13 protein-coding genes are annotated in these 14451 nt (G+C 72.4%); 12 read left to right on the forward strand and 1 reads right to left on the reverse strand.

Going from position 1 to position 14451, the window contains the following annotated elements; translation table 11 throughout:
- Window positions 1–500 precede the first annotated feature (500 nt).
- The 7 genes from ssd (at window position 501) to ACGFR9_RS21630 (ending at window position 5652) form a co-directional block, all read left to right on the forward strand.
- Window positions 501–1610 carry a septum site-determining protein Ssd gene (gene ssd, locus ACGFR9_RS21600; protein WP_393210989.1) on the forward strand — a complete coding sequence of 370 codons (1110 nt, stop codon included), beginning with the start codon at window positions 501–503 and terminating at the stop codon, window positions 1608–1610.
- Window positions 1607–2809, forward strand: a complete 1203-nt coding sequence (locus ACGFR9_RS21605; RefSeq protein WP_393210992.1) for a TadA family conjugal transfer-associated ATPase — start codon at window positions 1607–1609, stop codon at window positions 2807–2809. The genes ssd and ACGFR9_RS21605 overlap by 4 nt, the downstream gene beginning before the upstream one ends.
- Complete coding sequence (locus tag ACGFR9_RS21610; RefSeq protein WP_393210995.1) at window positions 2806–3684, forward strand: type II secretion system F family protein; 879 nt, start codon at window positions 2806–2808, stop codon at window positions 3682–3684. The genes ACGFR9_RS21605 and ACGFR9_RS21610 overlap by 4 nt, the downstream gene beginning before the upstream one ends.
- Window positions 3681–4469 carry a type II secretion system F family protein gene (locus ACGFR9_RS21615; RefSeq protein ID WP_393210998.1) on the forward strand — a complete coding sequence of 263 codons (789 nt, stop codon included), beginning with the start codon at window positions 3681–3683 and terminating at the stop codon, window positions 4467–4469. The genes ACGFR9_RS21610 and ACGFR9_RS21615 overlap by 4 nt, the downstream gene beginning before the upstream one ends.
- A gap of 67 nt (window positions 4470–4536) precedes the next feature.
- Entirely contained in the window at window positions 4537–4746 is a 210-nt protein-coding gene (locus ACGFR9_RS21620) for a DUF4244 domain-containing protein (protein ID WP_393211001.1), read from the forward strand.
- Window positions 4733–5098 carry a TadE family type IV pilus minor pilin gene (locus ACGFR9_RS21625; protein WP_393211004.1) on the forward strand — a complete coding sequence of 122 codons (366 nt, stop codon included), beginning with the start codon at window positions 4733–4735 and terminating at the stop codon, window positions 5096–5098. The genes ACGFR9_RS21620 and ACGFR9_RS21625 overlap by 14 nt, the downstream gene beginning before the upstream one ends.
- Window positions 5099–5166: 68 nt before the next feature.
- On the forward strand, window positions 5167–5652 hold the full coding sequence (locus ACGFR9_RS21630) for an Rv3654c family TadE-like protein (protein WP_393211007.1): 486 nt from the start codon (window positions 5167–5169) through the stop codon (window positions 5650–5652).
- Here ACGFR9_RS21630 and ACGFR9_RS21635 read toward each other — a convergent pair.
- Window positions 5564–8071 (reverse strand): DEAD/DEAH box helicase, encoded by a 2508-nt coding sequence (locus ACGFR9_RS21635; RefSeq protein ID WP_393211010.1) that lies wholly within the window; start codon window positions 8069–8071, stop codon window positions 5564–5566. The genes ACGFR9_RS21630 and ACGFR9_RS21635 overlap by 89 nt on opposite strands.
- Before the next feature lie 79 nt (window positions 8072–8150).
- On the opposite strand from ACGFR9_RS21635, the gene bldG reads away from it, so the two are divergent.
- The 5 genes from bldG to ACGFR9_RS21660 all read left to right on the forward strand — a co-directional run bounded on the left by bldG (window position 8151) and on the right by ACGFR9_RS21660 (window position 14129).
- Window positions 8151–8492 carry an anti-sigma factor antagonist BldG gene (bldG, locus tag ACGFR9_RS21640; protein WP_003991900.1) on the forward strand — a complete coding sequence of 114 codons (342 nt, stop codon included), beginning with the start codon at window positions 8151–8153 and terminating at the stop codon, window positions 8490–8492.
- Window positions 8493–8603: 111 nt separating this feature from the next.
- Complete coding sequence (locus tag ACGFR9_RS21645) at window positions 8604–9041, forward strand: ATP-binding protein (RefSeq protein WP_393211013.1); 438 nt, start codon at window positions 8604–8606, stop codon at window positions 9039–9041.
- 319 nt (window positions 9042–9360) lie between these two features.
- A complete protein-coding gene (locus ACGFR9_RS21650) occupies window positions 9361–11766 on the forward strand; it encodes a sodium-translocating pyrophosphatase (protein ID WP_393211016.1) in 2406 nt (801 codons plus the stop codon).
- 193 nt (window positions 11767–11959) lie between these two features.
- A complete protein-coding gene (locus tag ACGFR9_RS21655; protein ID WP_393211019.1) occupies window positions 11960–12550 on the forward strand; it encodes a small secreted protein in 591 nt (196 codons plus the stop codon).
- A gap of 49 nt (window positions 12551–12599) precedes the next feature.
- Window positions 12600–14129: a methyltransferase gene (locus ACGFR9_RS21660; RefSeq protein WP_393211026.1), complete on the forward strand. Its 1530-nt coding sequence runs from the start codon at window positions 12600–12602 to the stop codon at window positions 14127–14129.
- Window positions 14130–14451: the final 322 nt, after the last annotated feature.

Here is a 14451-nt window from a genome sequence, read left to right on the forward strand (position 1 = left end):
GCGACCGTGTCTAACCCGGTCCGGCTCCTCCCCCCCCCCCCGAGTCGGCCGTGGAGACGACCCCCGCTCTCCCCCCCGGCGGGGGTCGTCGCATGTCCGGACGCGTTTTGGTCGTCCTTCCCGCTCCTCGCACCTTCCGCCGGTGCCTTGTGAAGAACTGTTTGTCATGGGCATGACTAATTACCGTCGGTAGCTGTCGGACTGCTCTGCGGGAGTCGTACAGGAGGTGCGCGGGACTCACCGGTTTGGGTGACCGCGATATTCACAGCCGTCGAGGCGTCCACAGATATCGACCAAGATCCACATGTTTTTCCGGATCCCTGCACCGTGATTCCCGCGCACCCGCTCGCCGCGAGTTCACACCCGGTTCTGTTTGCGGGGCGCGTATGGCCGGTTTTCGTCGGCCGTTCTCAAAGCAGGGTCGCTTGTCGGCCCTCCGTACGACTGGGAATCGCGGGGCTGCAGAAGCCGCGCGAAAGACGCAGCAAAGGGGGACGAACGTGTCCGGAACCATCGCCCACGATCCACCGCCGCCGGCCACCGGAGGAGGCAGGCCGGGCGCACCGCTGATCGTCACCGAGGACGCCGGCCTCCTCGACGACCTGCTGCGCCTGTGCGCCGCGGCCGGCGCCACACCGGAGGTCCATCACACGGTGCCGGAACCGAGAGGCAGCTGGGAGGCCGCACCGCTCGTGCTGGTCGGGGACGACGCCGCGCGACGGGTGCGCGGTGCGGCGCGCCGGCCGGGAGTGGTGCTGGTCGGCCGGGACCAGGACGATTCCGGAGTCTGGCGGCGGGCCGTCGAGATCGGCGCCGACCATGTACTGATGCTGCCCGACGGCGAGCAGTGGCTGGTCGACCGTATCGCCGACGTCGCCGAAGGCGTCGGACGGCCGGCCCTGACCGTCGGCGTCATCGGCGGCCGGGGCGGCGCCGGGGCGTCCACCCTCGCGTGCGCCCTCGCCGTCACCTCCGCGCGTGAAGGGCTGCGCACCCTCCTGGTGGACGCCGACCCCCTGGGAGGCGGACTCGACGTGGCCCTCGGAGGGGAGACAGCCAAGGGCCTGCGCTGGCCGGCGTTCGCCGCGTCACACGGCAGGGTCGGCGGCGGAGCCCTGGAGGAGTCCCTGCCGGAACTGCACTCGCTCCGGGTGCTCAGCTGGGACCGTGGCGACTGTCTCGCCGTACCGCCCCGTGCCGTACGCGCGGTGCTCGCCGCCGCTCGGCGCGGGGGCGGCATCGTCGTGGTGGACCTGCCGCGCCGCGTCGACGACGGGGTCGCCGAAGTCCTGGCCCAGCTCGACCTCGGGCTCCTCGTGGTCCCCGCCGAACTGCGCGCCGTCGCGGCGGCGGGCCGCGTCGCCTCCGCCGTCGGCATGGTCCTGCGTGATCTGCGGGTGGCGGTACGCGGGCCGTACACGCCGGGACTGGACGACCGGGAGGTGGCCCGGCTGCTCGGGCTGCCCCTCGCGGGAGACGTGCCCGTCGAGCCCGCGCTGCAACGCCCGCACCAGGCGGGGCGGCCGCCCGGAGTATCGGGACGGGGCCCGCTGGCTCGTTTCTGCAAGGAGTTCTGGGAGCGGGCGCTGGTGGAGGCGAGGGCGGCATGAGGAGCACGGTGACCGGAGCGGCGATGCCTTCCGGACTGCTCGACGGGGTACGGCGGTGGCTGGCCGACAGCGGCGCCGAACCGACGCCCGCGCGGGTGGCGCAGGCACTGCGGGACCAGGGACGGGTGCTCGGAGACGCCGAAGTGCTCGGAGCGGCCGAGCAGTTGCGCTCCGAACTGGTCGGCAGCGGCCCGCTGGAACGGCTCCTGTCCGACCCCTCGGTGACCGACGTGCTGGTCTCGGCACCGGACCGGGTCTGGGTGGACCGGGGCAAAGGACTGGAGCTGACCGACGTGTCCTTTCCCGACGAGCCGGCCGTCCGGCGTCTCGCGCAACGGCTCGCCGCCGTGGCCGGCCGGCGCCTGGACGACGCCCGGCCCTGGGTCGACGCACGGCTGCCCGACGGGACCCGGCTCCACGCCGTACTGCAACCGGTGGCGGTCGGTTCCTCCTGCCTGTCGCTGCGGGTGGTACGGCCACGCGCCTTCACGCTGGACGAACTGGTGGCGGCCGGGACCATCCCGCCCGGCGGAGACCTCGTACTGCGGGCACTGCTGGACGCAAGACTGTCGTTCCTTGTCAGCGGGGGAACCGGCAGCGGGAAGACGACCCTGCTGAGCGCACTCCTGGGACTGGTCCGGCCGGACGAGCGCATCGTCCTGGCCGAGGACTCGGCGGAGCTGCGGCCCGATCACCCGCACGTCGTACGCCTGGAGACCCGGCCCGCCAACCAGGAGGGCGCGGGCCTCGTCACCCTCGAGGACCTGGTGCGCCAGGCGCTGAGGATGCGACCCGACCGGCTGGTCGTGGGTGAGGTGCGCGGCCCCGAAGTGGTCCATCTGCTGGCCGCCCTCAACACGGGCCACGACGGCTCGGGCACGGTCCACGCCAACGCCGCCACCGACGTACCGGCCCGGCTGGAGGCGCTCGGTACGGCGGCCGGACTCGACCGGTACGCGCTGCACAGTCAGCTGGCCGCCGCCGTCTCGGTGGTCCTCCATCTCGTACGCGACCGGGGCGGGCAGCGGCGGATCGCGGAGGTGCATGTGCTGGAACGGGACCCGTCGGGGCTGGTGCGGACGGTACCGGCGCTGCGGTGGGGCCCGGGGGCCTTCGCCAAGGAGCGGGGCTGGCAGCGGCTGTGGGAGCTGCTGCGGAACGCGAACGCCGACGGACCGGGCGAGGGGGCCGGGCGGTGACCGGGGCGGTCGAGGTGTCGACGGGTGCTGCCGTGGCCTGCCTGGGGACCGCGGCCTGGCTGCTCGGCGGTGGGCACACCGGAGCCCGGCGGGCGCGGCTGCTGCTGGCCGGCGGCGACGTGGCGGGTGGCGGACCCCCGGGATGGACCGGGGTGACCCGCGCGTGGGAAGGAATCCGCGGACGGCTGCGGGCCGAGTGGTGGTCGTTGGCCGTAGGAGTGCTGCTGGCGGTGCTGGGCGCGTCGGTGCTGCCGGTCGCCGCCGGGGCCGCCGGGGTGCCCCTGCTGCGGCGGGTGCGGCGGGCCGCCGCCGAGCGCCGGGCCCGGGAAGGACGCGGCGACGCGGTGATCGCGCTGTGCGGTGCCCTCGCCGGGGAAGTACGTGCCGGGCGGCAGCCGGGCGAGGCGCTGCTGTCGGCCGCGCGGGACTCCGGCGGGCTCGGCGAACTGCAGGCGGCGGTACTGGCGGCGGCGCGATTCGGCGGGGACGTGCCCGACGCGCTCGCGCGGGCGGCACGGCCGCCGGGCGCCGAAGGGCTGCGGGGACTCGCAGCCTGCTGGCGGGTGGCGGTGGACCAGGGAGCCGGGCTCGCGGCCGGGCTCGACCGGCTGGAAGCGGCACTGCGGGCCGAACGCGACCAGCGGGCCGACCTGCGCGCCCAGCTGGCCGGGGCCCGTGCGACGGCCGTACTGCTGGCGGGGCTGCCCGTCGTGGGCCTCGCACTCGGGGCGGCGCTCGGCGCCGACCCGCTGCACATCCTGCTGCACACACCGTCGGGACTGGTCTGTCTGGCGGCCGGCGTGGTGCTGGAGGGCCTGGGGCTGTGGTGGGCGCTGTGGATCATGCGGGGCGCGGAGAAGGGGACGACGGTATGAACGGGGACGTTGTCCACAGGCTGGGGACGGTGGTGGGGGCGGTGTCCGCGCTCGCCCTGGCGGTGGGATGGTGGAGCCGCACGCGGCGCGAGCGCAGAGCACGGCGGCGAGTGGCCGAGGTGCTGGCCCTGGAACGCCCGGCGGCCGCTGCACGCCTGCCGCTGCTGCGCGGCGCGCGGCGCTGGCTGCCGTACGCGGCCGTGGCGGCCACCGGGTGGGTGCTGGTCGGCGGACTCGCCGGGACGGTGGCGGGCCCGGCCGTCGCCGCCGGACTGTGGTGGTGGCGACAGCGGCAGACGGCCGCCGCTCCCCGCCCGCAAGGGACCGACACCGCCGCAGCGGAACGGCAACTGCCGCTCGCCGCCGACCTGCTCTCCGCCTGCATCGCGGCCGGGGCAGGACCCGTACCCGCCGCGCAGGCCGTCGGGGAGACCTTGGGCGGACCCGTGGGGGAGGCGTTGGCGCGGGGCGCGGCGGAGGTACGGCTCGGCGGTGAACCGGCCGCGGCATGGCGCCGTCTGGCGTCGGTGCCGGGCGCCGGACCCCTGGCCCGGCTGCTGGAACGCGCCGATGTCTCCGGGCTCCCGCTGGCCGTTCCCGTGGCCCGGCTCGCCGCCGACGCCCGCGCGGAGTGGGCCCGGGCGGCGACGGCACGCGCCCGGCGGGCGGCCGTCATGGTCAGCGCGCCGGTAGGGCTGTGCTTCCTGCCCGCCTTCATCGCGGTCGGCGTGCTGCCCGTGGTGATCGGGCTGGCCGGCGGGGTCCTGGGAGGAGGTGGTCCCTGACCGGAGACGGCCCGCGGCAGCGGCGGCACCCACAAGATCAAGACAATTACTCCATACGGGGGTTGAGATGTATCAGGCGGTACGGACACGGCTGCGTGCCCTGGTGTGCGGGACACGTACGGCTCGGAGGGACGCCGGAATGGTGACCTCGGAGTACGCGATGGGCATCGTGGCGGCGGTGGCGTTCTCCGTCGTGCTCTACAAGGTGGTCACCAGCGGACCGGTCAGCACGGCGCTGCGGAACATCGTGCAGCAGGCACTCGATGGCCGGATGTGAGCGGCGTGCGGATCGCGGGTTCGTGACGGCGGAGTCGGCCATGGTGCTGCCCGTGCTGGTGATGTTCGCGATGGCGCTGGTATGGGGTCTGCTGGTGGTGGCCGCGCAGATCCGGTGCGTGGACGCGGCCCGTGCGGGCGCCCGCGCGGCGGCCCGGCAGGATCCCGCCGACGCCGTCGTCCAGGTGGCCCGCGAGGCGGCACCGCCCGGCGCGGAGATCACGGTGGGCCGGGAGGACGGGCAGGTCCGGGTGGTCGTGGAGGCCAGGCCCCCGGTCCTGCGCGGACTGCCCTTCGAGCTGCGGGAGGAGGCCGTGGCCGCGGCCGAGGAGAGGGTGGAGGTGACGACGTGAGGTCCCGGTGCCGGCAGCGGTGGACGGCACTCTGCCGGTGGCGGGTCCGGTCCTCCGACCGAGGGTCGGTGACTGTCTGGAGCGTCGGGGCGATCGCCGTGCTGTGTGTGGTGTTCGCTGTCGTCCTCGCCCTCGGGCAGGCTGTCGTGATCCGGCACCGGGCGGCAGGGGGCGCGGATCTGGCCGCGCTCGCGGCGGCGGACCACTGGGCGGAGGGCGGTTCGGCGGCCTGCGCACAGGCGGACCGGGTGGCGCGGGCGCAGGACACGCGGCTCATACGGTGTGAGGTCACCGGGGAGGTGTCGGACGTGTCGGTGGCGTCGGGCCGGGGACCGTTCGCGGCGGAGATCAGGGCCAGGGCGGGACCCGCGGGACCTCCGCCCGCGGCTTCGGCTCCGCCGACGGCCGGGGACCACCCGCCGGCCCCCGATCCGGCTGAGGTGCACCGGCTCGGCCCCGGCACGGCTACCCCTCGGTGCCCCCCGCTGCCCCGGCCTCCGTGCCCTCCTCGCCCCCCGGCTTCTCCACCGGTGCCCCCTCCAGCAGCACCGTGAGGAGGCGTACGGCGCCCCGCTTGTGCAGAGGGTCGTTGCCGTTGCCGCATTTGGGGGACTGGATGCACGAAGGGCAGCCGGCGTCGCACTCGCAGGAGGCGATGGCCTGGCGGGTGGCGGTGAGCCAGGCCCGGGCGGTGTGGAAGGCCCGTTCCGCGAAGCCCGCGCCGCCCGGATGGCCGTCGTAGACGAAGACCGTGGGCAGCAGCGTGTCGGGATGCAGCGGGACGGAGACACCGCCGATGTCCCAGCGGTCGCAGGTCGCGAAGAGCGGCAGCATGCCGATCGAGGCGTGCTCGGCGGCGTGCAGGGCGCCGCCGAGGATCTCCGGGTTGATCCGGGCCCGGTCCAGCTGGTCCTCGGTGACCGTCCACCACACCGCGCGGGTGCGCAGCGTACGAGGAGGGAGGTCGAGTTTCGTCTCGCCGAGCACTTCGCCGGTGATGAGCCGTCGGCGCAGGAAGGAGACCACTTGGTTGGTGACCTCGACGGAGCCGTAGCACAGGCGTCCGTCGCCCCATGGGATCTCGGTGTCCGTCTCCAGCACGGAGATCGACGTCGTGTCCCTGGCCACGGTCGTGTACGTCGGCGTCGCCCGTTCGACCAGGGCGACGGAGTCCTCCAGGTCGAGGGAGCGGACGAGATACGTCTGGCCCTGGTGCAGATGGACGGCGCCTTCATGGACGCTCGTGTGCGCGGCGCCCACGTCCACCGTGCCGAGCAGCCTGCCGGTACCGGCCTCGACGACCTGGACCGGCCGGCCGCCCTGTCCCCGGATGTCGGTCAGGTCGGCGGCCCGCTCCCGGCGGGTCCAGTGCCAGGCCCTCGTCCGCCGGCGCAGCAGCTTCGCGGCCTCCAGCTGCGGAAGCAGTTCTTCGGTGGCCGGGCCGAACAGGGTCAGGTCCTCCTCGGTCAGCGGCAGTTCCTCGGCCGCCGCGCACAGGTGCGGGGCGAGTACGTAGGGGTTGTCGGGGTCGAGGACGGTGGACTCCACGGGCCGGTCGAAGAGGGCCTCGGGGTGGTGGACGAGGAAGGTGTCCAGGGGGTCGTCGCGGGCGACCAGGACGGCGAGGGCGCCCTGCCCCGACCGACCCGCGCGCCCGGCCTGCTGCCACAGCGACGCGCGGGTGCCCGGATAGCCGGCGATCACCACGGCGTCCAGACCGGAGATGTCCACGCCCAGTTCGAGCGCGTTCGTCGCGGCGAGGCCGAGGAGTTCGCCGGAGTGCAGGGCGCGTTCCAGGGCGCGGCGCTCCTCGGGGAGATAGCCGCCCCGGTACGCCGCGACACGCCGGGCCAGTGAGCGGTCGACCTCGCCGAGGCGCTCCTGGGCGATCACGGAGATCAGCTCCGCGCCACGCCTGGAGCGTACGAAGGTGACCGAGCGCACGCCCTGCACGGTGAGATCGGTCAGCAGGTCGGCGGCCTCGGCGGTGGCCGTACGGCGGACCGGCGCGCCCTTCTCGCCGTGCAGTTCCGTCAGGGGCGGTTCCCAGAGGGCGAACACCAGTTCACCGCGCGGGGAGGCGTCGTCCGCCACCTCCACCACCGGCAGGCCGGTGAGGCGGCGGGCGGCGACCGCGGGGTCGGCGGCGGTTGCGGAGGCCAGCAGGAACACGGGCGAGGCGCCGTAGCGGGCACACAGCCGCCGCAGCCGTCGCAGCACCTGGGCGACGTGGGAGCCGAAGACGCCTCGGTAGGTGTGGCATTCGTCGACGACGACGTACTTCAGCGATTTGAGGAAGGAGGACCAGCGGGAGTGGGCCGGCAGAACGCTCCGGTGCAGCATGTCCGGATTGGTCAGCACGTAGTTGGCGTACTGCCGGATCCACTCGCGTTCCTCGAACGGAGTGTCGCCGTCGTGGACGGCCGCGCGCACCGAATGGCCCAGTGGTTGTGAAAGTTCCTTCACGGACCGGCACTGGTCCGCCGCCAGGGCCTTCGTGGGGGCGAGGTAGAGGGCGGTCGCACCGCGGCCGTTCGGGGCCTCGGAGCCGTCCAGGAGTGCGGACAGGACCGGCATGAGATACGCCAGGGACTTGCCGGACGCGGTGCCGGTGGCGACGACCACGGATTCGCCGTCCAGCGCGTGCTCGGCGGCGCGTGCCTGGTGGGCCCAGGGGTGTTCGATCCCCGCCGCCCGCACGGCGGCGAGGACCTCCGGGCGGATCCGGTCCGGCCAGAGCGCATGGCGGCCCTCGCGCGGGGGCAAGTGCTCCGTATGAGTGATGCGCGAAGCCCGGCTCGGTCCGGACGCGAGCCGGTCCAGGACCGCGCCCGGGGCGGGTCCCGAAGGGCGGTCCACCGGGGGTCGATCGGATCGGTGATTCTTGGCCATTGGCACCGAGTGTGTCACCGGCGTGACGGACAATGGAGCCAAGGCGTCGTGCACGCCTGCCGGTAAGTGATTGAATGCCATCGCGGCTGGCGAACCGTCCAGGGGGCTGAGCCGAGATGCCCCAAGGGCGACCGCTCGATAGCTAGGTGCTGGAGGATCCGTGGACCTGTCCCTGTCGACCGAGACCATGGGCGATCGCACGATCGTCAGGGTCGGTGGCGAAATCGACGTATATACCGCGCCCAAGCTGCGCGAGCAGTTGGTCGAGCTGGTGAACGACGGCAGTTTCCACCTTGTCGTCGACATGGAGGGCGTGGACTTCCTCGACTCCACCGGACTCGGCGTGCTGGTCGGCGGCCTGAAGCGCGTCCGTGCCCATGAGGGCTCACTGCGACTGGTCTGCAACCAGGAGCGTATTCTCAAGATCTTCCGCATTACCGGCCTCACCAAGGTGTTCCCGATCCACACCTCGGTCGAGGAAGCGGTGGCGGCGACCGACTGACCACCCCGCCGCCCGGGCCCACCGCGCCCGGGCGACGGAAGTGAACCAGGAGGGCCGGGCCTTCGGCGGCCCGGCCCTTCCACCGCACGCCCGTAGTCGCGAGGGGGATGCATGGCCACCGTCGAACTTCGCTTCAGCGCGCTGCCCGAGCACGTCAGGACCGCCCGGCTCGTGGCGGCGGCGGTGGCACGCAGGGCCGGAGTGGACGAGGCCGTCCTCGACGAGGTCCGCCTCGCCGTCGGCGAGGCGTGCTCCCGCGCCGTGGGACTGCACCAGAACGGCGGAATCTCGGCACCCGTGAAGGTGCTGCTGATCGAGGAGGAGAAGCAGTTCTCCATCGAGGTCGGCGACGAGGCGCCGCACGCCGCTTCCGGCGGCCGGGCACCCGGTGACCCGCCGGGCGACACCGACGCGGAGACCGAGGAGGACGAGATGGGCCTCGCGGTCATCAGCGGACTCGTCGACGACGTCGAGGTCAGCGCGGGCGAGAGCGGTGGATCGATCCGTATGCGGTGGCCCATCGTGCCGCCGGCAGGTCTCCTCGACTGACCCGTTCACCCGGACGGCGACGTTTTTTCGAAGGGCCCCCTCGTGGGGCCCTTCGTCATGTGCGGGTGTCGGTGCCCGCGCTTACAGTGGTCTCGTGCGGTTGATCGCGTGAATTCGTTCACGACCGGAGCCGCGCCATGGAAATGCGATCACGTGAATGCTCCAGAGGCATTACCGATTCCGGCCGCAGGACGACTGGCGATCATTAGGGATGAGTGCGTCCACGACATTTACATTTCGCGCACTCTGTTTTGATCAGGTTCCGGTACCTACAATCCCGTGCACATCTTGAGCTCAGCCCAAGCGTCAAGGAGGACGAATGGCGGGGCTTTCCATCGCACAAGAGTCGGGACAACCCACATCCCTCGCAGCCGCCGTGCTGACCGATGACAACCGTGTGCTCGTGGTGGTCATCGGCGTCGTCGCGCTGGCGGCGCTGGCGGTCGCGGGAGTCCTGGTGCGCCAGGTTCTCGCGGCCGGCGAGGGCACCGACGGCATGAAGAAGATCGCGGCAGCGGTCCAGGAGGGCGCGAACGCCTATCTGGCCCGCCAGTTGCGCACCCTCGGCGTATTCGCCGTTCTCGTGTTCTTCCTGCTCATGCTGCTGCCCGCGGACGACTGGAATCAGCGTGCCGGGCGGTCGGTGTTCTTCTTGATCGGAGCGGCGTTCTCGGCGGCCACCGGTTATATCGGTATGTGGCTCGCCGTACGCAGTAATGTGCGGGTCGCGGCGGCGGCGCGTGAAGCGACTCCGGCCGAGGGAGAGCCGGAAAAGGATCTCACCGCCGTCTCGCACAAAGCGATGAAGATCGCTTTCCGTACGGGCGGTGTCGTCGGCATGTTCACCGTCGGCCTCGGCCTGCTGGGCGCCTCCTGCGTGGTGCTGGTGTACGCGGCCGACGCCCCGAAGGTGCTCGAGGGGTTCGGCCTCGGAGCCGCCCTGATCGCGATGTTCATGCGGGTCGGCGGCGGCATCTTCACCAAGGCCGCCGACGTCGGCGCCGACCTGGTCGGCAAGGTCGAACAGGGCATTCCGGAGGACGATCCGCGCAATGCCGCGACCATCGCCGACAACGTGGGCGACAACGTCGGCGACTGCGCGGGCATGGCGGCCGACCTGTTCGAGTCGTACGCCGTGACCCTGGTGGCCGCGCTGATCCTCGGCTCGGCGGCGTTCGGCGACGCCGGGCTCGCCTTCCCGCTGCTGGTGCCCGCCATCGGTGTCCTCACCGCGATGGCCGGCATCTTCGCGGTGGCCCCGCGGCGCACGGACCGCAGCGGCATGAGCGCGATCAACCGGGGATTCTTCATCTCCGCGCTGATCTCGCTCGTCCTGGTCGCGATCGCCGTCTACGTCTATCTGCCGTCGTCGTACGCCGATCTCGACGGCGTCACCGACGAGGCGATCCTCGGCAGGGACGGCGACCCGCGGATCCTCGCGCTCGTCGCGGTGGCCATCGGCATCGTGCTCGCCGCCCTCATCCAGCAGCTCACCGGTTACTTCACCGAGACCACCCGGCGTCCCGTGCGGGACATCGGCAAGACCTCGCTCACCGGCCCGGCCACCGTCGTCCTGTCCGGTGTCTCCCTCGGTCTGGAGTCGGCCGTCTACACCGCCCTGTTGATCGGTCTCGGCGTGTACGGGGCGTTCCTGCTGGGCGGTACGTCGATCATGCTGGCGCTGTTCGCGGTGGCGCTGGCCGGCACCGGACTGCTCACCACGGTCGGTGTGATCGTCGCGATGGACACCTTCGGGCCGGTCTCCGACAACGCGCAGGGCATCGCCGAGATGTCCGGCGACGTCGAGGGCGCGGGCGCCCAGGTGCTCACCGACCTGGACGCGGTCGGCAACACGACCAAGGCCATCACCAAGGGCATCGCGATCGCCACGGCCGTTCTGGCGGCGGCCGCGCTGTTCGGCTCGTACCGCGACGCCATCACCACCGGCGCCAGGGACGTGGGCGAGAAGCTCAGCGGCGAGGGCGCGCCGATGAGCCTGATGATGGACATCTCCCAGCCCAACAACCTCGTCGGCCTGATCGCGGGCGCGGCGGTCGTCTTCCTCTTCTCGGGGCTGGCGATCAACGCGGTGTCGCGGTCGGCGGGTTCGGTCGTCTTCGAGGTGCGGCGCCAGTTCCGCGAGAAGCCCGGGATCATGGACTACAGCGAGGAGCCGGAGTACGGCAAGGTCGTCGACATCTGTACCAAGGACGCCCTGCGCGAGCTCGCCACGCCCGGTCTGCTCGCCGTGATGGCGCCCGTCTTCATCGGGTTCACGCTCGGCGTGGGCGCCCTGGGCGCGTTCCTCGCGGGCGCGATCGGCGCGGGCACGCTGATGGCGGTGTTCCTCGCCAACTCCGGTGGCGCGTGGGACAACGCGAAGAAGCTCGTGGAGGACGGCCATCACGGCGGCAAGGGCAGCGAGGCCCACGCGGCCACCGTCATCGGCGACACCGTCGGCGACCCCTTCAAGGACACCGCCGGACCCGCCATCAACCCCCTGCTGAAGGTGATGAACCTGGTGGCGCTGCTCATCGCGCCCGCGGTCATCAAGTTCTCCTACGGCGCGGACAGGAGCGTCGGGATGCGGGTGCTCATCGCGGTCCTGGCGCTGCTCGTCATCGTCGTCGCGGTGTACGTGTCCAAGCGGCGCGGCATCGCGGTGGAGGACGAGGACAACTCCGAACCGGAACCCAAGTCGGCCGGTGCGGCGGTGGTTTCCTAGCGGCTGCGAGCGGACACCGGATCAAGGTGCGGGCGGGCAGCGCGTATTGACGCGCCGCCCGCCCTCTCCCTGCGCCCGGTGCCGCGCCGTGAGCCTTCTCTCGCCTGGTGCAAATGGCTTCAAAAAGTGTCTTACCGGACGTTCGACGAGTGGGTGTAGGCCATCTGGCGTGTATGTTCCGGGGCCGAAGGCCATGGAAGGGACCAATCCGGTGAACAAGAAGCTCGCGGTCGCACTGTCCGGCGGTGCGGTACTGGTACTGGCGCTGACGGGATGCGGCGGCGACGACAACAACGAGAAGCTGGACGCCTGGGCGAAGCAGGTCTGCGACGCCGTGCAGCCACAGGCCGCGAAGATCAAATCGGCCAACGCCGCGATCCAGAAGGAGACCTCGGACAACAGCACCCCGGAAGAGGTCCAGAAGGCCGACTCGAAGGCCTTCCAGGACATGTCCGACGCCTACAAGGCGATCGGCGCCGCGGTGAGCAAGGCCGGGGCGCCGGACGTCGACAACGGGGAGAAGAAGCAGACCGACGCGGTCAAGGAGCTCAACGGCATCTCCGCGTCGTACGCCTCCCTGAAGAAGCAGGTGGACGGCCTCGACACGGACGACCAGGCGGAGTTCGCCGACGGTCTGAAGGACATCGCCGCCGAGCTGGACAAGCTCGGCAAGAGCGGCAGCGACGCCCTCAGCACGCTGGAGGAGGGCGAGGTCGGCGAGGCCATGTCCCGTCAGGAGAGCTGCCTGACGGCCACCGCGACGGCCGGTACGGCCAAGAGCTGACGCGGCGGCAGCGGTCGCGGGGACGCGCCGGGTGAGGGCGGCGGCCACAATGGAGGGCGTGAGTGACGCCAGCCTGCCGCCCCTGCCCTCGTCCGACCGCCCCGACGCCGCCGCCCGGCTGAGGGACGCGCTGCTCGGAGCCTCCTTCACCGCCGACGGACTGCTCGAACTGCTCGGCGCCCCCGCCTACGCGGCACTGGCCCGCAGTGAGACGGTGCCCGCCCTGCGGGCCACCCGCGGAGACACTCCGCTGGAGGCGCTCGTACGGCTGTTCCTGCTGCAGCAGCCCGTGTCGCACGCGCGTGCGGCCGCCGTACTGCCCGTGGACGTCTGTCTGGAGAGCGGGTGGCTGACGCGCGCCGGCGCGGACGCGCTCACCGCGACCGTGGACGTACGGCCGTACGGCGGGCCGGGCGGGGAGGACTGGTTCATCGTGTCCGACCTCGGCTGCGCGGTCGGTGGCGCCGGGGGTATCGGCAGCCGCGACGAGGGCGTCGTGCTCGGCGTCGGCGGTGCGTCCACCACCCTGGCCGGCATCACCGTCCGTACGCCCGTGGCCTCCGCCCTCGATCTCGGGACCGGCTCCGGCATCCAGGCGCTGCACGCCGCCCGGCACGCCACGCGCGTGACGGCCACCGACGTGAACCCGCGCGCACTGCACATCACCGCGCTGACCCTGGCCCTCTCCGGCGCCCCTGCCGCCGAGCTGCGCGAGGGGTCGCTGTTCACTCCGGTCCGGGACGACGAGACGTACGACCTGATCGTGTCCAACCCGCCGTTCGTGATCTCACCGGGTGCCCGCCTCACCTACCGCGACGGCGGGATGGGCGGGGACGATCTGTGCCGCACGATCGTTCAGGAGGCGGGGGAACGTCTGAACACGGGCGGGTTCGCACAGTTCCTCGCCAACTGGCAGCACGTCGAAGGGGAGGACTGGCAGGACAGACTCAGGTCGTGGGTGCCCCGCGGGTGCGACGCGTGGATCGTGCAGCGCGAGGTGCAGGACATCACCCAGTACGCCGAGCTGTGGCTCAGGGACGCGGGCGACCACCGCGGCGACGAGGCCGGGTACCGGGCGCGCTACGACGCGTGGCTGGACGAGTTCGAGGCGCGCAAGGTGAAGGCGGTCGGCTTCGGCTGGATCACCCTGCGCAAGTCGGGTTCGGCCGCGGAGTCGATCACGGTGGAGGAATGGCCGCACCCGGTCGAGCAGCCGCTCGGCGAGACGGTCCGGGCGCACTTCGACCGGCTCGACTATCTGCGGACGCACGACGACGCGGCACTCCTCGAGGCGCGCTTCGCGCTGGCTGCCGAGGTCGTGCAGGAACAGGTCGGGCTGCCCGGCGCCGAGGACCCGGAGCACGTCGTGCTGCGGCAGAACCGCGGGATGCGCCGCGCCACCAGGGTGGACACGATCGGCGCGGGCTTCGCGGGCGTCTGCGACGGCACGATGGGCGCGGGCCGGATCCTGGACGCCATCGCCCAGCTCCTCGGCGAGGACCCCGTGCTGCTGCGCGACCGCACGCCGGCCCAGATCCGGCTGCTCGTGGAACAGGGGTTCCTGGAGCCCGTCGGCTGACGCGGGCGGCGGGTTCGGGGCCGGCCCCGGCCGGTACGGGCGACAGTGGTCCCACGGGCGTCACGGCGGACCGGCCTCGCGCGGCGCCTCACCACCATCGGTCTCGCGCGGTGCCTCACCACCATCGGTCTCGCGCGGTGCCTCACCACCACCGGTCTCGTACGTCACATCACGCACCTCCGCCACAGACGCCTCCCGGCCCTTTCCCACCGATCCGGAATGTCCGTGGAACGGCCCGCCGACCGTTTCACGGACGCCCGCTCCGCCCCCGTGGCCCTCGCGTTCACCTCCGCTTCGCCTGCCCGCCGCCCGGGCGTGGCAG

This window comes from Streptomyces sp. NPDC048584 (assembly GCF_043199595.1).
Taxonomy (GTDB): Bacteria; Actinomycetota; Actinomycetes; order Streptomycetales; family Streptomycetaceae; genus Streptomyces; species Streptomyces edwardsiae.